Annotated in this window: 16 protein-coding genes; 11 read left to right on the top strand and 5 right to left on the bottom strand. The window is 65.9% G+C overall.

Annotated elements, in window-relative coordinates; all coding sequences use genetic code 11:
- The first annotated feature begins 1 nt into the window (after position 1).
- The 10 genes from AC1ROY_RS13000 to AC1ROY_RS12955 all read left to right on the top strand — a co-directional run bounded on the left by AC1ROY_RS13000 (position 2) and on the right by AC1ROY_RS12955 (position 12,642).
- Positions 2-3,163: a hypothetical protein gene (locus AC1ROY_RS13000; protein WP_493149249.1), complete on the top strand. Its 3,162-nt coding sequence runs from the start codon at positions 2-4 to the stop codon at positions 3,161-3,163.
- The gene (locus AC1ROY_RS12995) at positions 3,160-4,389 is read left to right on the top strand and encodes a serpin family protein (protein ID WP_493149248.1); all 1,230 of its coding nucleotides are present in this window, start codon (positions 3,160-3,162) and stop codon (positions 4,387-4,389) included. Before AC1ROY_RS13000 ends, AC1ROY_RS12995 begins: the two co-directional genes overlap by 4 nt.
- A complete protein-coding gene (locus AC1ROY_RS12990) occupies positions 4,367-5,926 on the top strand; it encodes a trypsin-like serine protease (protein WP_493149247.1) in 1,560 nt (519 codons plus the stop codon). Before AC1ROY_RS12995 ends, AC1ROY_RS12990 begins: the two co-directional genes overlap by 23 nt.
- On the top strand, positions 5,923-6,834 hold the full coding sequence (locus tag AC1ROY_RS12985) for an OmpA family protein (RefSeq protein ID WP_493149246.1): 912 nt from the start codon (positions 5,923-5,925) through the stop codon (positions 6,832-6,834). The genes AC1ROY_RS12990 and AC1ROY_RS12985 overlap by 4 nt, the downstream gene beginning before the upstream one ends.
- On the top strand, positions 6,831-8,414 hold the full coding sequence (locus AC1ROY_RS12980; protein WP_493149245.1) for a caspase family protein: 1,584 nt from the start codon (positions 6,831-6,833) through the stop codon (positions 8,412-8,414). Before AC1ROY_RS12985 ends, AC1ROY_RS12980 begins: the two co-directional genes overlap by 4 nt.
- A 106-nt stretch (positions 8,415-8,520) precedes the next feature.
- Complete coding sequence (locus AC1ROY_RS12975; protein WP_493149244.1) at positions 8,521-8,847, top strand: hypothetical protein; 327 nt, start codon at positions 8,521-8,523, stop codon at positions 8,845-8,847.
- 64 nt (positions 8,848-8,911) lie between these two features.
- The gene (locus tag AC1ROY_RS12970) at positions 8,912-9,250 is read left to right on the top strand and encodes a hypothetical protein (protein ID WP_493149243.1); all 339 of its coding nucleotides are present in this window, start codon (positions 8,912-8,914) and stop codon (positions 9,248-9,250) included.
- The gene (locus tag AC1ROY_RS12965) at positions 9,247-10,854 is read left to right on the top strand and encodes a CsgG/HfaB family protein (protein WP_493149242.1); all 1,608 of its coding nucleotides are present in this window, start codon (positions 9,247-9,249) and stop codon (positions 10,852-10,854) included. The genes AC1ROY_RS12970 and AC1ROY_RS12965 overlap by 4 nt, the downstream gene beginning before the upstream one ends.
- Positions 10,855-10,864: 10 nt before the next feature.
- Complete coding sequence (locus AC1ROY_RS12960) at positions 10,865-11,479, top strand: OmpA family protein (protein WP_493149241.1); 615 nt, start codon at positions 10,865-10,867, stop codon at positions 11,477-11,479.
- Between the two features lie 866 nt (positions 11,480-12,345).
- Entirely contained in the window at positions 12,346-12,642 is a 297-nt protein-coding gene (locus AC1ROY_RS12955) for a hypothetical protein (protein WP_493149240.1), read from the top strand.
- Positions 12,643-12,829: 187 nt separating this feature from the next.
- Here AC1ROY_RS12955 and AC1ROY_RS12950 read toward each other — a convergent pair whose 3' ends face one another.
- Positions 12,830-13,021 carry a hypothetical protein gene (locus tag AC1ROY_RS12950; protein ID WP_493149239.1) on the bottom strand — a complete coding sequence of 64 codons (192 nt, stop codon included), beginning with the start codon at positions 13,019-13,021 and terminating at the stop codon, positions 12,830-12,832.
- A 628-nt stretch (positions 13,022-13,649) separates the two neighbouring features.
- Between AC1ROY_RS12950 and AC1ROY_RS12945 the strand changes: the two genes are divergently transcribed.
- Positions 13,650-14,690, top strand: a complete 1,041-nt coding sequence (locus tag AC1ROY_RS12945; RefSeq protein WP_493149238.1) for a DNA cytosine methyltransferase — start codon at positions 13,650-13,652, stop codon at positions 14,688-14,690.
- Here AC1ROY_RS12945 and AC1ROY_RS12940 read toward each other — a convergent pair.
- The 4 genes from AC1ROY_RS12940 to AC1ROY_RS12925 form a co-directional block, all read right to left on the bottom strand.
- Positions 14,687-15,337: an MAE_28990/MAE_18760 family HEPN-like nuclease gene (locus AC1ROY_RS12940; RefSeq protein ID WP_493149237.1), complete on the bottom strand. Its 651-nt coding sequence runs from the start codon at positions 15,335-15,337 to the stop codon at positions 14,687-14,689. The two genes, AC1ROY_RS12945 and AC1ROY_RS12940, sit on opposite strands and share 4 nt — an antisense overlap.
- On the bottom strand, positions 15,334-16,446 hold the full coding sequence (locus AC1ROY_RS12935; RefSeq protein ID WP_493149236.1) for a GmrSD restriction endonuclease domain-containing protein: 1,113 nt from the start codon (positions 16,444-16,446) through the stop codon (positions 15,334-15,336). Before AC1ROY_RS12935 ends, AC1ROY_RS12940 begins: the two co-directional genes overlap by 4 nt.
- A 123-nt stretch (positions 16,447-16,569) precedes the next feature.
- Complete coding sequence (locus AC1ROY_RS12930; protein ID WP_493149235.1) at positions 16,570-16,977, bottom strand: very short patch repair endonuclease; 408 nt, start codon at positions 16,975-16,977, stop codon at positions 16,570-16,572.
- Between the two features lie 1,413 nt (positions 16,978-18,390).
- On the bottom strand, positions 18,391-19,518 hold the full coding sequence (locus tag AC1ROY_RS12925) for an HNH endonuclease (protein ID WP_493149234.1): 1,128 nt from the start codon (positions 19,516-19,518) through the stop codon (positions 18,391-18,393).
- Between the last annotated feature and the right edge of the window lie 3 nt (positions 19,519-19,521).

Raw genomic sequence — 19,521 nt, 5'->3', positions numbered from 1 at the left:
CATGCGTCGCCGGCTGGGAGCGGCCGCCCTGGCCGCGTGGCTCGCGCTCGCGGCCGGCGCCTTCGCGCAGCCGGCCGCAGGTCCGCCCTCGGCCGCCCTGTTGCGCATCGAGATCGGGATGCACACGGCCCCGGTCACGGCCGCGCTTCCCCTGCCCGACGGGCAGCGCGTGCTCACCGTCTCCGCCGACAAGACCCTCCGGCTCTGGGCCGCGGATGGCAGCCTGCTGCGCAATTTCCGTCCCCCCATCGGTGCAGGGGATGAAGGGAAGCTGTCCGCCGCCAGCCTCTCGCCCGACGGCGCAACGGCCTGGGTCGCCGGCGTCACCGGCGCCGGCTGGGGCCGCGAGGCGCTGGTCTACGCCTTCGACCTGTCGACGGGCCGCATGCGGCAGCTGCCCACCGGCGTTCCCGCCAGCATCACGGCGCTGGCCCATTCGCCCGACGGCCGGCGCCTCGTCATCGGCTTTGCGGGAGACGTCGGCATCATCGAGGTGGATTTCGACCGACGCAGGATCCAGCCCGGGCACAATCTGGGCATCCGCGGCGGCGTGCGGAGCCTGGCCTTCGGCCCCGCCGGGGAGTTCCACGTCGCGTCCGGCGACGGTTTCGTCCGGCTCTTCACGCCGCAGATGCAGCCCAGCCGCGCGCATCGGCTGGCGGACGGCGACGAGCCGGGCCAGATCGCCCTGTCGCCCGACGGGCGACTGCTCGCCGTGGGCATCGCCAACGGACCGCTGGTGCGCCTCCTGGATGCGGCGACGCTGCAGCCGCGGGGCATTCCGCCCCTCGGCAACGCCCTCGGCCGCGAACGGCAGAATCTGCGCGGCGTCGCCTGGGTCGGCCGCGGCAGGGAGCAGGCGCTGGTCGCGGCGGGATACGTGCTCAATCCGCAGGGCCAGTCGGTCCTGCTCCGCTGGGGCGCGCTGAACCAGCCCCCCATGCTCGCCGCGCTCGGCGGCTCCGATACCATCAACCACCTCGCCGGCACGGCGGACGGCACGATGCTGGCCTTCGCCGCGGCCGATCCGGCCTGGGGCCTCGTCCGCTCGGATCTGCGCGGCGGCATCCGCGTGGCGGCGCCGCGGGCCGATTTCCGCGGCATCGGCGCCGGCCTGCTGCAAACGCTGTACGACCGCACCGAATTCGGCATGACCCAGCAGCAGGCCCTCCCCGGCAGCTTCCGCGTCTCTCCCGACGGCCAGGTGGTGGAATTCGGCATGGCCGTCGGCGGACGGGACGTGCTGCGCTTCTCCGTGCCTGACCGGAGCCTGACGCGGCTGGCCGGGCCCAGCACCCTGCCCGGCCCGGTGACGGGCAGCCTGCCGCTGCGGGAATGGCTGAACGGCGCCACGCCCCGTCTGGGCGACGTCGCCCTGCCCCTCGATCCGGAAGAACGGGCGCGCAGCGTGGCGCTCCTGCCCCATGGGGCCGGCTTCGTCATGGGGACGGATCACGGGCTGCGCTGGTTCCGCGCCGACGGCCGGCAGGTCGCCCGGGCTGTTACCTCCTCCACCGTCTGGGGCGTCCAGCCCACGGCGGATGGCCGGCAGCTGGTCGCCGCCCTCGGCGACGGAACGCTGCGCTGGTACGATCTCAGCCCGGCGAGGCCCCTCCAGCCGCGCGCCGCGCTCTTCGTCCATGGCGACCGGCGCCGATGGCTCCTCTGGACGCCGGAAGGCTTCTTCGACCACGCCGACGATGGCGGGCAGGACCTCGCCGGCTTCCACCTGAACCGCTCCGCCGGCGAGGCGGCGGAGTGGGTGGGCTTCGCGCAGCTGCACCGCACCTTCTACAGCCAGGACCTGGTGCGGGCCCGGCTCTCCTTCGGCGATGAGACCCAGCTCTCCACGCGGCTGGCGGCGATCGGCGACGTCCGGCGGCTTCTCGACGAGGTGACGCCGCCGGCCGTCACGCTCGCGGAGGTCTGCTTCACGGCCCCCAATGCGGGGGAGAGCTGCTCGCCGCTCGGCGCGTCCGCCCGGACGCGCGGCCTCGGACGCCTGCGCGAGGCGTCGACGGCGCCCGGACCGGCCCAGGCGCTGACCGTGAGCGGCGTCGCCGCCCCGCCGCCGCCGCCTTCCATTGCCGGCTTCGACCTGCCTCCGGGCCTCATGGAGGTCACCCTGCGCTTCTCCGTGCAGGACCGGGGGGGCGGAATCGGGCAGGTCGACGTCATCGTCAACGGACGCAACATGGGCCGGCAGGAGACGCGCGGCCTCGGGCGCCGGCCCCCGGCCGGCGGGCCGGCCGGGGGCGTCCCAGCCGCGGCACCCCTGGTCGAGCGCCGGGTGCGCCTGCAGCCCGGCCCGAACGCGATCAGCATCCGCGGCTTCGATGCGACGAACGCGACCTTCGGGCAGAGCGCCGTGCTGGAGGTCCGCACCCAGGAGCTTCGCGCGCCGCCGCGCCCCGTGCTGCACCTGCTGGCCATCGGCGTCGACGACTACAGCGCCACCGCGCGCGACGGCATCCTGAGCCTGGCCAATGCGGCGAACGACGCCACCACGCTCGACCGTCAGCTGCGCGGCCGCTTCGCCGAGGACTACGCACGCGTCAACCCGATCCTGCTGACGGACGCGACGGCGACACGGGCGGGAATCGAAGCTGCGTTCGAGCGGCTGCGCGGGGAGGTCGCGGAACAGGACACGGTCGTGGTCTTCATCGCCGGGCACGGGATGAACGACGCGGACCGATATCTCTTCCTGCCCTTCATGCCCGCCGAGATGACGCTCGACAACGCGCGCGGCGCAGCACTCGACGACCGCCAGCTGGTCGCCCTGTGGTCCGCCCTTCCGGCGCGCAACAGCATCCTGATCCTGGACACCTGCCACGCCGGCGCCTTCTCGCTCGATTTCGCTTCCACCCTGCAGAACGAGACCGGACGCTTCGTGCTCGCCGCCGCGAGCGCCCAGCAGTCGGCGGCGGATGCCGCGGCAGGCCAGCGCCACAGTCCCTTCGCCGTGGCACTCCTGGAAGCCCTGCGGGGCGAGACCGCGGCCGCGCGGTCGGCGCGCGCCGTGGATCAGCTGGCGCTCGGCTTCCACGTCCGGCAGCGCACGCCGGAGCTGGCCGCGGCCGTGGGGGTGAACCAGCGCGTCGCCTTCCGGATGAGCGCCGGCGAGATCCCCCTCCCCTTCGCCCTCACTAGAATGGGACCATGACCGATCCCGACACCTCGCGGCTGACGCGCCGCGCCCTCCTGCCGACCGCGCTGGCCCTGTTGGCGGCCGGCGGGGCCCGCGCCCAGCAATCCGCCGAGCAGCCCTCGGCGGCCGGCATCGACGGGCCCGTAACCGCGCTCACGGGGCTCGGCGACCGCCTGCTGACCGAGCTGGCCCTGCAGCGCGGGGCGGCTGCGCATGTCCTCTCGCCCGCCAACCTCCACGGCACGCTGGGCCTGGCGGCCCTTGGCGCGCGGCAGGGCGGCATGGCGCGGGAGCTCGGCCTGCCGGCGGCGCGGCGCGAAGCCCGTGCCGACGTGCTGGCCGCGCTGCACGCCGCGATCCGCGCCGCCAATCGGCCCGACGCCTCGGTCAGCCTCGGCTATTCGGCCTGGTGCGACCTCCGCGCGCGCTTCGATCCGGAATGGCGGGCGCTGGTGCGGCGGGCGGGCGGCGCCAGGTTGGGGCGGCTCGATTTCGGCCGGCCGGGTGCCGTCGACCTCGTGAATGCCTGGGGGGCCCGCGCCACGCGCGGCGAGATCCCGCGCATGCTCGAGCGCCTGCCGGCCGGGGCCGAACTGGTCCTGGCCGGCGCGATGCACTTCGCCGGCCAATGGCAGACCCCCTTCCCCGCGGGGAATACCGCCCCGGCACCGTTCCGGCGCCTGGATGGCGGCACCTCCACCGTCCCGATGATGCGGCAGCGGCTGAACGCCGCCTATGGCGAGGCCGACGGCGCGCATGTGGTCCGCCTCCCCTATGCCGGCGAAGGCCTGGCCTTCTGGATCGCCACGGCGCAACGCCCCGAGGACAGCGCCGCCTTCGTCGCGCGGCTGGCCCAGGCCGGCGCGGGAAGCTGGCTGCGCGGCGTGGCCCTGCGCCCGGCGGAGGTGAATGTCGCGCTTCCCCGCCTCGCCTTCGCGGCCGGAGGGGACGTGCTGCCCACCCTGCGCCGGACCGAGATCGGGCGTGGCCTCGCCACCGATCTTCGCGGCGTCCTCAACCGCCCGGTCAGGCCGGCGGAGGTGCAGCACCACGTCAGGATCCGCGTCTTCGAGGAAGGCACCGTCGCGGCGGCGGCCACGGCGGTCGTCGGCTCGCGCGCCATGCGGCAGGTCGAGGACTTCACCGCCGACCGTCCCTTCGTCTTCGTCATCGGCGCGATGGCGGGCTGGCTTCCGCTCTTCATGGGATATGTTGGCGATGCGGCGCAGGCACAGGCTTAGGCGCTTCTTCCTCTTCCCGCTGCTCGCGGCGCTCCTGGCGACGGGGCCGCTCGGCGCCGCGCGCGCCGACGTGGAGGATGATCCCGGGGTCCAGCGCATGCGCGTCATGGGCGGCAGCGACGCCCGCCCGGGCGAGTTCCCGAGCATGGTCAGCATCCAGATCCGCGGCCCGCGGCTGGGCTCGCGCGAAGGCCATCATTGCGGCGGCACCGTCATCGCCGCCAGCTGGGTGCTGACGGCGGCCCATTGCGTGGTGCTCACCGAGGGCGGACGCAGCCTGCGCGTGCCGCCGGCCGCGCTGGTGGTGGCGGAGGGCCGCGAGGACCACCGCGTGCTGCGCCCGGACGCGCTGCGGCTCATCGACGTCGAGGCCATCTTCGTCCACGACGATTATCGGGAGATCCTGAAGCGGCTGCCGAACGGCCAGACCGCCCTCGTCGGGCTGCCGAACGATGTCGCGCTGCTGCGCCTGCGCGAGCCGAGCAACAGGCCGCCTCAGCTCCTGGCGGGCGGCCCGGACCGGGCCGCCCTGGAAATGCCGGGACGGGGCGCGACCGTGATCGGCTTCGGCCAGACGATCCACCAGGGACCGAGTTCGGAAAACCTGCTGCGCGGATCCTTCCCGATCGTCCAGATCGAGAACTGCTTCGCGCGCCTGCGTCCGCTCCCTGCCGAAGTGGAGCGCGCGATCGTCGCCTCGCATTTCTGCGCCGGCAACCGCGGCGGCAACACCGACGCCTGCCAGGGCGATTCCGGCGGACCGATCTTCGTGCTGGGTCGGGGGCAGCGCGTCGTGCAGATCGGAATCGTCAGCCTGGGTCCGCCCTGCCGCGTGCCGGTGGTCGGCTATGGCGGCTACGCATCGGTCGCGGCGGCCAATGGCTTCATCCGCCGGCATGTGCAGGACGTGGAGTTCACGTCGAACGAGGGCGCTGCCGGCGGCGGCGGCCCGGACGTGGAACGGGAACGGCCCGCCCCTGTCCCTGCCCCCACCCCTGGGCCGCGCCCCGTCGAGGAATTCAACGGCTCGGCGGACACGCCGCGGCCGGTCCCGCCGGGCGTCGTCGGCCAGGTGAGCATCGACATCCGGGAGGGGCTGCGGCTGCGGGTGGGCAGCCTGGCGAGCTTCCGGATCAGCAGCAGCGTGCCGGGCGTCCTGATGGTGCTCGCGCGCAATCCTCGAGGCGAGGTCGTGCAACTCTTCCCCAACAACCGGATGGCGGGCTTCCAGGACGGTCAGGCGCGACCGGTCATCGAGGCCGGGCAGACGATATTGCTGCCCGGACCCGCGGACGGCTTCCGCGCCATGGTCCAGCCACCGCTGGGCGATGCCGTGGCCATCGCCGTGGTGCTGCCCCAGAACGCGGCGAGCCGGGCCCTGGCGAACCGCCATACCGGGCTGCGGCCCATTTCGGACCCCCAGCTCTTCCTCGCGGAGATCGAGGCCCAGATCTCCGCGGCGCGCAGCATGACGCCGGAGGCGCTGCCGACGAATATGGCCGTGGGCTTCCGCCGCTTCACGGTCGTGGCGCCATGATCGCCCGGCTCGCCGCGGCCCTGCTGGCCCTCGCCCTCTCCGCCACCGCCGCGGCGGCCTGCCCCCTGGGTAGCATCCAGGCAGCGCGCGACCTGCCCACCGTCCGGACGGCCTTCGCCGAGGTGCTGGCGGCCGGGGCCGGCTGCACCGCGGCCCAGCGCGACTGGGCGGGCCGCATCGTCGCCCTGCATCACCATCTGGCCGCCGAGGCGGCGCTGCGCAGCGGCGACGCGCTGGGGGCCCTGCTCCTGCTGGACCAGGGGCTGGGCACGGCCGTCCTCTGGCAGTCCCTCGCCTTGCGCGGCGATCTGCGGCAGCGCCTGCCGGGCCCCTCCGGCGAGCCGGATTTCGCCCGGGCCAGCCTCGACTATCAGGCCGCGCTCAATGCCATCGAGGCCGGCGACCCCCGGAGCGACCCGGTCGACGAGGCCACGATCGCCAGCCTCTGGCGGCGCGCCGAGCAGACCCGGATGCTCGCCGGCCGTCCCGTGCCGTCGCCACCCACGCGCAGCGGCCAGGCCGGCGGGCTCGGCCTGCGCGGCGTGCGCAGCTTCGCCCCGGTCGCGGTGGCGATGCCCATCCAGTTCGTGTTCGCGCGCTGCGAGTTCACGGCGGGGGGGCAGATCGCCGCGGACGACCTGTGGTCGCTGCTGGACGGCGAGGGCCGCCCCGCCATCCGGCTCGTCGGGCATACCGACCCGGTGGGCGGCGACGAGTTCAATATGCGCCTGTCCCTGTGCCGCGCCGTGACGGTGCGGAATTTCCTGGTCCAGAGGGGCTATCCGGCGAGGATGATCGAGGTGGACGGGCGCGGCGAGCGGAGCCCGCTGCTCATCGAGCAGCGGGACGGCTATTCCGAGGCGCAGATCCACCAGATCCTGCGGCGCGTCGAGCTGGTGCGGCGATGATCGGGCGGCGCGCGGCGCTCGGCCTGATGGCGGCCGGGGCGGCTTCCCCAGCCCTGGCCCAGGAGGGGCGCGCGATCCATGCACTGGTCGTGGGGATCAACGCCTACCGCAGCGACCAGCTGAACGGCTGCGTGAACGATGCGCGGCTGGTGCTGGACGCGTTGCGCCCTTTCGCCGCCACGGTCACGCCGCTGATCGATGCCCAGGCCTCGCGCGCCGGCTTCGACGCGGCATGGGACACGGTGACCGGGCGCTGCCGGCGCGGCGATCTCCTGTGGCTCCATTTCTCCGGCCATGGCAGCCGGATGCCGGAGCGCACGCCCGGTTCGGAACGGGACGGGATGGACGACTTCCTGGTCTTCGCGCCGTTCCATCACCGCGAGGCTCCGCAGGAGATGCTGCTGGACAACGAGCTGGAGCAGCGCCTCGCCGCGCTCGGCCGCACGGGCGTGTCCGTCATGTTCGCCGCCGACTGCTGCCACGCCGGCACGCTCACCCGCAGCGTCCATCCGGCCGCGCGGCGGTTGCGCAACACCCGGACCATGACCGGCACCTATCCCGTGTCGGCGCTGCTCAGCGCGCTTTCCGCCGCGCCGCCCCCGCCACCGTCGCCGCCGCCTTCCGCACTGACCCATGTGCATCTCTTCGCCGCCGGGCAGGAGACGGAGGAGGTGCCCGAGATCCTGTTCCGCGGCCGCCCGCATGGCGCCATGAGCGTGGCCATCGCGACGGGGCTGGACGGCGCGGCGGATCTGGATGGCGACGGGGCCATCACGGTCCAGGAGCTGAGCACTCATGTGCTGCGCACCGTGCGCGCCCTGGCCGAGGCGCGGCAGACGCCCGAGGTCGAGATCGGACCGGCGGCGCCGGCGCTGATCCGCCAGTTGCGGCGAAGCGAGGCGCCGGCGGTGGCCGGCAACGAGTCGGTGGTGCGGCTGGCAGTGGATGGCGTGGCGCCGGCCGCTCCGGCGGGTGCCCTGCTCGTCCCGCTCGGCAGCACCGCCGAGCTCCTGTGGAGACCCGCCACGAAGGAGCTGCTGAACCCGCTGGGCGATGTCATCGCCACCGAGATCGGCCCCGACGACCTGCCCGCCGCCCTGGAACGGCAGCGCGCCCTGAGGCGCGTGCAGGAATGGGTGGCGCGCCACCCGCTGGAGCTGCGCGTGGAGCTGCGGGCCGCGGCGGGAACACGCTCCGTTCCACCGCGCGCACACAATGCCGCGCACCGCCGCGGAACGGAATTGCGGATCGTGGCGGAAGGCCTGCGATACCCCGGCTTCCTGCTGTTCAACCTGGCCGGCAACGCGACGGTGCAGCTCCTGCATCCCGATGGCGCCGACCGTGCGGTCTCGCCGCCCGGCGGCCGCATCGTGTTCGACGATATCGTGGTGAAGCCGCCCTTCGGCGCCGATCACGTCGTGGCGATGGCCTCGGCGCGGCCCCTCGATGCCGCCGCGGCCGCCCTGGCGCGGCTGGACGGCACCCGCTCACCCCTCGCGGCCGTGGACGCCATGATGCGCGACCAGGGGCCGGAGGGCTGGCAGGTCGGGCTGACGGGCCTCTTCACACGCGATGGGTGATCCGAAGCAGAAAAAGTCGCACCATGCGGCACCCCCTCCCCCCTGGCGTGGCGCATACCGGGGTTGCCGGTGCGCAGCCCGGACAACCCAGGACGGAGATACTGAAATGACCCACCTGTTTTCCCTCTTCGCCATCGTCGCCGCCGTCGCGATGAGCGCCGCTTCGCCCGCTGCCGCCCAGAGCAGCATCGGCAACAACAACCGCATCACCCAGACCGGCACCGTCTATGGCGGGCAGGTCGCGACGGCGACCGGCCTGCTGGCCACCGCGCAGAACAGCGTGGCCTCCATCACCAGCGGCCGCCAGTTCACCATCGGCAACAACAACGTGATCTCGCAGACCGGCACGCTCTATGGCGGGCAGGTCGCGACGGCGACGGGCCTGCTGGCGACGGCGCAGAACTCCATCGCCTCCATCACCACGGGGCGCTGACCAGTCGCGGGGTGCCGCCCGGAGGGCGGCACCCTTTCTTCGCCATCACCCAAAGGAGGGTCCCATGCTTCGCCTGAGCCTGCTCGTCCTTCTCGCCCTTCCGCTGGCCCTGCCGTCCTCGGCCTTCGCCTTCGGCCCGGCCGGCCCCTGGGATTCCGTCGCCTTCGACAGCGCGCTGCGCCCGACGGCCAGCATCGGCGCCGCGATCGCCGCCGCCTCCGCGCTGGCCAACAGCCGGGCCAGCCGGGAGCAGGACCGGCGCCCGGCCTCATCGGGCCCCACGGTGAGCAATTCCTGCTCGCTCGACATCGCTTCGCTCTCGTCCCAGGGGCGGGGACCGAACGCCAGCACTATCGTGCTGCAGGCCGATATCCGCGCGCCGATCATCCAGGTCTGCCGGTGACGCGCGCCCCGCGCAGCGTCCTCGGAACGGCGGCGGTGCTCCTTTGCGCCGCCGCGCTGGCCGGCTGCGGGCGGGTGGATGCCAGGACGGGGCTTGCCGCCTCGCAGCCGCAGGCCCCGCCGGTGCGCGCCAGCACCCCCTACACCGACGCGCTCACCTGCCTCGACCAGATGATGGCGCAGCAGCCGCGCGGGCCGAACGTGCAGCGGTTCATCGCGGCGGGCACCATCCCCGACGCGACCGGCCGGCTTTCCCCGGGGCTCCGCGACATGGTCACGTCAGCCTTCGTGCGCGCCAACCGGATGAGCCGCGCCTTCGTGCCCGTGGAGGCGCTCACGCTGTCCCAGGTGCCCATCCCTTCCTCGGGAGCGGCCACGACCACGTCGGGCACCGTCATTTCCCAGGGCGTCGCGCCGACCGGACAAGGCATGCTCCAGGTCCACGGCTCCCTGTCCCAGGCCGACCGCGCGGTCCAGGCCCAGACGGCCCAGGCGGGCATCGGCTCGAGCGAGAACCAGTTCGGCATCAGCGCGAATTCCGACATCGCCAATGTCGCGGTGGACCTGCACCTGACCCAGGCCGACACGCGGCAGATCCTGTTCTCGGTGTCCAACGCCATGACCGTGCGCAACCGCTCGCGCGGAGCGAATGCCGATTTCAGCATCCGCGGCGTCGGCATCAACTTCGAGATCGCCTTCGATGAAAGGGAGGGCCTCCACCAAGCCGTGCGCACGCTGGTCGAGCTCAGCGTGCTGGAACTGATCGGCCAGGCGGCACAGGTACCCTACTGGCATTGCCTGCAGACGAACCGGAACAATCCGGCCGTGCAGCGCCAGATCATCGCGTGGTTCCAGGGGATGAGCGCGGCGCAGGTGGACGATCACGTGCGCCGCAGGCTCCGCGCGCTCGGCTATTCCGTGCCCGAGCCGCCGGCCAGCGCCGCCGGGCCCATCGGCGAGTTCCAGCGCCAGGCGGGCCTCGTCGCGAATGGCCAGCCGGGCTTCGAGACCTTCGCCGCCCTGGCCGATGCGCAGCTGAGCACAGCGCCCGTGCGCCCTTCGGTGGTGGACGCGCAGCTGGACACCTCGGCCTCGCTCGTCACCGTGCCGACCAGCCGTCCGACCCCGATCCCCTCGGCCGATCCGACGGGCGCGCCCTCCATCCGGGTGGACGTGAACGAGATCACGCTGCCGCAGCCGGTGCTGCAGCTCCGCATCGAGCTGGACCGCGGCGCCCATCTGGTCTGCTTCTATCGCGACGAGACGGGCGGCGTGTGGCGCGTCTATCCGAACCGCCACAACACGGAGGCCCGGCCGAGGGGGAACCGGCCTTTCCTCGTGCCGGCCAATACCGGCCACCGACCGGTGATCCAGCCGAGCCGGATGACGCCCGACGTCGGCTTCCTCTGCGCGGCCTCGGCGCGGGATTGGGCCACCAGCCTGCCCTCGCGCTTCTGGGGCGCCGATCTGACGCGGCTGGGGGGCGTGGATTTCCCGGGCCTTTCGGCCGTGTTGCGCGAAGCCGGCGGCGCGGAGGTCGGCATCACGGAGACCACGAGTGGCCGGCCAAGCGGGCAGTGGATGAAGCTGGACCCGCAATTCTAGGAGGATCGCGATGCGCCGCGTCACATGTTTCATCCTGGCCCTGTCGATGGGCTGCGCGATCGGCGGGGCCCAGGCCCAGGTCGTGGAGTTCCTGGCCGTGCCCTCCACGGCCGAGATCTTCGAATTGCTGACCGGCCGGGATGCGCCGCCGGAGGTGGCCCAGCTTCGCCGGGCCAACACCCCCCGGGTGATCCGGGACGAGGTGGTGATGCCGCAGCCGTCGGGCGGCAACCCGCCGCAGGCGGCATCGGCGCCCCGCCCGCCTCAATCGCCGCCGGCCAGACGTCCCGCAGCGATCACCATGCCCGATGTCTTCGCCACCGGCTCGGCGGCGCTGCCTCCCCGCACCGCGTCGATGCTCGATAACCACGCCGAGGCCTTGCGGCTGGCGCCGGAGGTCATCGTGCTCATCAGCGGCCATACCGACGCCAGCGGGTCTGCCGGCGTGAACAATGCCCTCTCGATGCGGCGGGCCGAGACGGCCCGCCGCTACCTGGTCGAGACGCGAGGGATTGCCGCGACGCGGATCGCGATCATCGGCGCCGGCGGGGCGGAACCGATGCCGGGCCTGGCGCCCCATGCCGCGCAGAATCGCAGGATCCAGGTCCGGCGCATCGGGCCGTAATTCGGCGGCGAGGCGCGCAGCCACCCCCCAGCGGGCGGGCATTGGGCCACCTCCATGTCGCAGTCCCGGAACGCTCCGGGCATGGATGCCCTGCGCATCGGGCTCCTCGCGCACTCCGTTGACACGCACTTCAGGCGAAAACTTGTTCGTCGCCTGGCCGTGATCGCTCCATCTTCTCAAGAGTTGGAGCCTCCGACAAATCCGGAGCGGCTCACGTCTGGGCGACACGCTCGCCGGAAGGGGAAGTTAACTCCCCTTCGTCGAAAGCCTTCAGGGAAGGCCGCACCCAATTATGGAAAGAAGGAAGGGGCTCCCGCCGCCGGATTGCCTTTCCGTGCCTACTCCCCGGCGTAGCGGACGGCAAGGGGTGCTGTCAGGACGGCATCTGAAAATCCCCAAATTTCCTTGTTCAATGATATAAGAGTAACAGAAGATATATTTTTTCATTATTCAAGAAAATGTAAATATATGTCAAAATATAACTCTCCATACTGCCAGACATTGTATATTTCGACAGGATTTAGAAAATAAATCAACATACATACCTGATGCCAACAGTCCGCGCTCATGTGCGCCGCGTCGTGCCCACCAAGGGCCGCGATGTGTCGATGATCGCCGCCCTTTCGATCATCGGGGGTTGAGTCAGGCGAGGTGGGAGCGATACCGAGACTGCCCATCGTGATGTTTTATCCATGGCAAAACTTGAAAATATATCTACGTTTTCAATGTATTATTTGCAATAATTTTCCAGAAAAGATAAAGAAAATTATATTCGTTTCAATGAATAATTGATTGAAAATATAAATATAATCTCCATAATATTCGAGGCCGACACATCAATCTGTCCCGGCCGAGGGAATCATGACATGAATGAAATGAAAAACAGCTCCGTTGAAGGGCGCCGAATTGCGTCGGACGAGGGCATTCTTCATCGAACATTCCACACGATGAAGACCAACCCGATGATCTGGACGGCCGGTCTGGCGATTGCCGGGGCGGTGAGCTTCGCGGCGAAGAGCCATCATCTTGGGACCATCATTATCGCCTCGATCGGCGTTTTGTGGATGTGGCATGACATGATCGATGAAGCCGCGACGGCGGCCCATGACGTTGGTCTCACGCTGCCGCCGGACACTGCGCCGCTGCTCGCCCTGCACAGGTGACGCCGGGCCTCACAGAAGGCGCCTTAAGCTTCGACCCAGGCCCCGCCAGAGGCTTCCGGAGGGCTCCCCTACCATAGCCGGGACGGTCAAAAAGCCGCTGATGGGCCTCCTCAGACCGCACCGTGGGGTCTCGGGATAGCCAAGCCCCTTCAGCGGCCTCACCCCGACAGGCGCATTGCGAGCGCCTTCAGGGCCTCGCCACGGATGCCGTGAACGCGCCCTGTCGCGGCTCGAGGCAAGGTGCGAAGCTTTTGAGCATCACGCCTTCCCGGATGAGCTGCCGGGCCTGTTCGAGGTCGCGCGGTGAAAGCCGTAGCCGGCTCTCCAGGTCATGTTCATCGCCAGCGTGCTCAACCTGATCCGCCACGAGTTCCATCATCTCCCAGCCGGCGGGATCGCTCCCAAATCGCAAAGCCCCAATACCATTCGCCCACGACTTCCATGATTCCCGGAGCGCAAGGGCGCGTGGAGGTTGGGCGGCGGCGGCCCGGGCGACAGCATGCTTCGCTTCGATCTGCGCGAGGGCCCGCGCGGACTTCCTACACGCCTATCGAGGCTCATAAGCCACTCTCGCGAATGCCAGCAGTCTCCCGCAACGCAGCGGACACGCGCGACGGACTCGGGAGATGCCAGTCTTCGGTTGCTGGTCGGCCGGGTCGCGACAAGGGCCACATCGTATCACCCCTTTGTAGCACCGGGGCGACCTAAGACCTTGTTTTGCCAATTTATCCTGCCGGATCAAGCCGGTAGGATGGTGCTGTTGGAGAGGATTGAACTCCAGTCAGCGATGGCAAAAGTGAGGTAAAAGGCCGGTTTCCGGGCGGTTGCGGCGGAGACTTTGTATCACTCGGTTGTAGCTGCGGGCAAGCGATGTCGACATCTGGAGACGGGCGAGTTGTCGCGCGGGCAGTGCACCTTCCCCCATGGGGCGGATCACGAGAATCGATCGATAATGCTAATCGGGCGGGATGAGGTCGTTCACTGACGCGTCCAAGGCAGCCCTTCCCGTGATCAAGGTCGTAGACATGTTCTGCGGCGCTGGCGGTTTGGCCTATGGCTTGAAAACGGCTGGTCTTACCATCGCTGCTGGCGTTGATCTCGATCCCGCATGTCGATACCCGTTCGAAGCGAACTGCGGCGGGCGCTTCGAGGAATTAAGCGTAGTCGATTTAGCGCCGAAGCAGTTGGAAAGTTGGTTCAGCGGCGCTGAGATACGCGTCCTCGCGGGATGCGCGCCATGCCAACCCTTTTCAACATACACTCAAAATCGGAAAACCCCTGATGAGCGATGGGATCTTCTCAAGTATTTCCTGCAACTCGCCCTGACGATTAAGCCTGAAATCGTGACTATGGAAAATGTTCGCGGCCTATCTTCAAAGCCAATCTGGCACGATTTTGTCTCTCGTTTAAGGCGTGGTGGATATAATGTCGCTTGGGGCGAAGTTTTATGCTCAGACTTTGGCATACCCCAATCACGGCGGCGACTCGTGTTGATCGCCTCACGGCTGGGCCCAATAGGTTTGCCAGTACCACCGGCCATCAAACAGGTCCCGACAGTACGACGTGCTATCGCTGGACAGCCTCCGCTTTCGGCAGGAGAGGCTGATCAGAGAGACGCACTACACATAGCATGTCGATTAAGCGAGGTTAATCTCAAGCGCATTAGAGCTTCACAACCCGGCGGCACATGGAGGGACTGGCCCGATGAGCTGCGGGCAGCCTGCCATGCGAAGTTGACCGGAGAGACCTACCCGTCTGTCTACGGTAGAATGGAATGGGATGAACCCGCTCCCACAATGACAACGCAGTGTTTCGGCTACGGCAATGGCCGCTTCGGCCACCCAGATCAGGACCGAGCCATTACACTTCGGGAGGCGGCGATAATTCAATCATTCCCTGCCAAATATTCGTTTTTGCCGCCCGGACAGAGAGTCAATTTCGCGAAGATTGGAACGTTGATTGGAAATGCGGTGCCCCCAAAACTAGGGGAGGCAATTGGAAAAACCATTGTCGCGCATTCCATAAAATACAAAGCAAAAGAATATTAAAGATAAGCCTTTTTATCCAGATAATCGTTTATTTGAAGAAGAATAGCTTCCAGATAATTCATGACTCTTGACCCGATTCTAAAAAGGGATAGCGCGGTATAACTCCGACCTACCTCTCCAAAAGATTTTAACCCATGAGCTAAATCATTTCTACTGTCCTTGATGGACAAAAGGTCAGAACCATGAAAAGTTAAACGATATTCGCTGTCAACCGAGAAGCCATAGATAGCGGCTTTTTCTCGAATCATTCTAGCATCAACGTTACCGCTAAAAAGCTTTTCTACATTAAAGGCGGCCCGCACTAGATCAACTGCGATGTCGCTAAGCGTATCTGCCTTATCTTGCGCGAAATTTGCCTTGAAATCCCGAATAATTCGCTTCCGAATTGATGGTCTTAAATTATTAAATGTTGTGCCCGTAGACGCCATTTCGTCATAAATCGCCTCGATTCCAGCTCTAGCAGAAGCCTCAATCGCGTTATAAAGTACAAGCATTCCACTAGCTCGAAACATTCTAAGCTCACGTTCTCGGCCTGCCGGACTTGCGCCAGAATTGACTTGGCGCTCTGCTACAACCAGCGCGGCAAGGTAGCGGGAAACGTCAGCTCGCCTCTCCGCGAAATCTTCCAAGAATAAGCGCTTATTCATGGCAGTTCCAACAAGTGGTTTTTGACGAATTCAATCCTGGCTTTGACTCTCGGGCGCGAATTAGCCCCATCCGATGCCACTAGCTTTTGGAACTCAGGGCCGTACGCCCAGACGCTGATTTTGCCTGGATCGGGAACAAGCGCTGGATTCTGCCGAAGTGCCAATGCAGTCCCGACGGCAATGGCCTCGAAGCGAACCCGTGGGGTTTTCGTATTTGTGGTACTCTTCGCAAAACCATGAAGAAATCCCACCTCCACGAAACTCAATACCCGCTCCCACTCGTCACGCATAACTTGATAGTCAGGCTTAGCTTCAGGTTCCTGTAGAGAAATGATATAATCATCTATGAATTCAATAACACTACGATCAAAATCTGTGTATCCACTGACATATGCAAAGAATCTCGCAACTAGCTCATCGTAGTCATGGCGCTTAATAGCGGCCTCTCCAAGTGGCGCGAGTTCCCGCAATCTGGGATCTTCCGATAATGACCGAAAGAATTCTATGGCGGGGCCTCTAAGTACACCCCGTCGAGTTTCCATAGGGTTAAGACGCATTCCACCCGAATTGATTCGATCAAACATGTCGCGACGCGTCTCTTCGTCGGCGTGCTCAGTCAACTCAATCAACCTTATCGTGATTCTACGAAACCTACGCTGACGAGAAGGCAACAAATCACTAAGGATCAATCCATTAAGGGCAGGAAGCTTCTTTAAACCTAATAGTCTTAGCTCATCCTTCTCGAAGGCAGCAAGCGTACGCAATCTTTGGGTGCCGTCAACGACCTCCAAACGCCCGGATAATTCTTCATTTTCCGAGCCAATGTCTGCCACAAAAAGATATGGTATGGGTAAGCCGATTAGAACAGATTCTATAAATCTTGATTGATGCTTCTCCGGCCAAACAAATCCACGCTGATAATCTGGAATAAATATCTCATTGGTGTCTTCAGCCTCACCGGTCAGATATTTTTCCACCAGAACTTCGATTGGATACTCCCGTATTTTATAATCGACAATTTTTGCATTCTTGCGAATTTGCTCTTCAACAAGCTGCTGACGAGATTCACCCGACTCTTCGAGGCTAAATTCTGGTTGATCGTCGGACACGGTGCACTCCCTATTTTAGTACTGTTGACCACTCCGCACTAGAATCGAAGCTACGCAAAAATACGTAGTCCTTCTGCTCGATTGGGGCCGAATCCGCCACGGGCGCTTCAGGCAATCTTCGAATCACCGCGCCAAGAAACGGCGCAATCTTATCTCCAGTGCCTGGGGATCTCGGGTCTGACACTCCCAAATCGTCGCGACTGACCATCCCAATCGCCGGAGCGCCCTTGATTTGCGCTTATCACGCGCTTGATTAGCCGCAATTTTAGGCCCCCAGTACTCGATGCGGGTACTTGATGGGCGTCCCTGCCGGCAGTTAGAATGGCCGTGCCAAAAGCAACCATGTACAAATACGGCCTTTTGATATTTCGGGAGAATAATATCGGGTGTACCTGGAAGCCCTTTGCGGTGCAATCGAAATCTAAAGCCCATGGCATGAAGTAGGCGGCGAACTATTATTTCAGGCACAGTATTCTGTGACCGGACCGACGACATTAACTGACTTCTTGCCTGGGGACTTAGAGTATCCATCGTTTAATCACGGCGATAACTCGATGAGAAGCGACTGACGCAATTCCTCAAAGCATCTAAGTGCGGTATCCCAGGATACCTCAGGGCTACCGAGAGTCCTAACCAGGATAATCTCAGGCTTTCGCTCTCGAACATAGTAATCACCCCTCAAAATCGCGAGCCAGCCAGCCTTGCCTTCGGCTATTACTGCAGTTTCGACCTTAGATACCGCCTGGGGCGACGGATCGCGGCCGCGACCAATCGTGACATGTCTTCCATCAACGCCGAGGACAATCCATCGAGTTTCCAGGGCAGAGCGCTCCAACAGGTAAATCCCCGATCAGCGCCAGACCTAGCGCTCGTGGAACATGGACGCCTCTACCTCTCGCTTCAATCGGTTCCTCTGCGGCGCTGTCAGGAACCTGTTAACGGTCAATGGTCCTAAGAGCGCGGGTTGGCCGTGAAGTGCATATGCGGGGCTCGGGGCAGCATCGCGCCGAGCCCGTATGGGAGAAGTAAGGCGCCCATGATCGGCAGATGCGAGCCGCGCTGCCGTGCGGGGAATGCGGGTGCGGGGGAAGGCGAGTCTTTATCCGGTCGGGAGGTAGCGTCAGCCGCTAACGGACGCCACACACGAACCTTGTTACCTCGTCGGAAATTGAACCATCAACCAGCGCGGCCATCGGGCCAGGATTTCTACGAACCATGGCCGCCTCCCTGGTATCTCCCTCTCCGAGATAGCGAAACCGCCGAGGGGGTCCGCAATCCACCTCTCGCAACGCATAGCTTGTACCGCTCGGGCCTGTTCGGCGGGTGAGTGCATGCAGCATCCTATTGGCCTGTCTCGTAACCGAAAGCAGCTCATAAGAAGCTCGGGGATCAGAAGGGACCGGGATCGACTGCGCCTTTGCTTTCCCAACAGACGCCTCCAGGACTAGCAGCGCCAGCACTATCCCGATGTAGGGGCCGCTTTTCATGATCTTCCCATTCGGCACCGGATTGCAGCAGCCAGCTTGCCACAGACTTAGCCTGCCGAGTTGACCATTTTCTTGGTCGAGGCCGAAATCGGGACCAAGAATAACAAATGGAATTTCCCGAAGCCTGGGCGTGACAGAGATCTCGCATTGGATTGGGCATGCACGTGCGCTTGCTAGGCGGTTCCGGTGCATCCTGCTCGCCGGAGCCTGGGCCACGATACCGACGCTGGCCTTGGCGCAGAGCGATGCCCAAGTTCGAGAGATGATCGTCCGCGAAAGCGTGGCCTCCTACTTAGCCTCGGGACGGCCCTGCGCATGTCCATACAACGCGATGCGCAATGGCGCCTCATGCGGTGGCAGAAGTGCCTACAGCAGGCCGGGCGGGGCAACGCCGATCTGCTACCCCCCCGACGTTTCTGCGGAGATGATCGCCGCCTATCGACGCTCGCGGCGGTAGCTACCACGCGCAGATGGAACGGTGCTTCCGCAGAGCGAATGGGCTCGGCTTTGCTGCCTCCTCGGCCGCCGCCTTAAGAGGCTTGCCGTGCAGCGCCCGATAGTCGGCGTCCAGAATTGACGGGGAGACAAGAACCGTTTGGGTCGTGGGATCGACGGAAATCATCATCATATCGAACAACGTGTGGAGGTCAGCACGAAGCAGCAGGCCGTTCGTGACGTGGTTCGTTTGGGGACCGAGATACGGTGTGATGTGGGCAGCCTCCAGGACACCGACCACGGCGCATCCGGAAATCGCGCAGCATCGGCCGTAAGCCTTCAGCAAGGCGTCGCGGAATTGGGCCTGGCCACGACGAGCTTTGATCGCACGGACGATCTTCTTACGAGCGTCGGTGACATTCGCGGGATCGAACGGTTCATCGTCTGCCTCCCCCGCCCCAATCGGTGGCGGAGATGGCGCGGGAACGACCGGACCGGATAGGGCTTCGATCAGATATCCGTGCCCACGCCCTATTTGCCGAAGCGCCCCCTCGATAGCGTTGCTCTGTGCATTCGCCGCCGGCAGATATCCCTGAAGCCAGGGGAGGCCGCGCTTGGCGAGCACATCGCTTATGTTTCGCATCTTCCACTCGACGGAGCTTTTCGAGCGGCCGGTCTGTTGTTGAACTCTGCGGTTGAAGGCCGCTTTCACGTACACGCCGCCAAGGCTCTCCAAATCGAGCATGTCTATGTAGGCCGCGACGCAAGACGCCACCTGCTCGGGTGTCCAGTCATCCCCCCGCCCACCTTCGGACGCCTCGTCTCCCGCCCGATTGTGAGAGGGCTGGCCAATGGTCTCTGTCTCATCCTCAATGACATCGAAACCGAGGCTCTTCAGCTTGCGCTTGACCGTAGCGTCACCTCCGCCGAAGTCTGGGGATAGCAGCGGCGTTCCGACGCCTTCTTGATACTTCAGCGCCACACCTGCGATGGCCTTAGAATCATAGGATCGGCCTGCGTGAACGAGGCGGTAGGAACGTGCCTTTCGGTATCCGTAGCGGCGCAGAAATTCCTCTCGGCCCAGCTCATCAAATTCCGCAATGGCTTTGAGAACGGCATTCGGGTCGGTGAGTGAGCTTAGGGTGGTCATTCG

The sequence above is a fragment of the Roseococcus sp. GW821-FHT12F05 genome, assembly GCF_058806835.1.
Note: the sequence above shows the minus strand (reverse complement) of the source record. Positions and strands in the feature narration are given on the sequence as shown.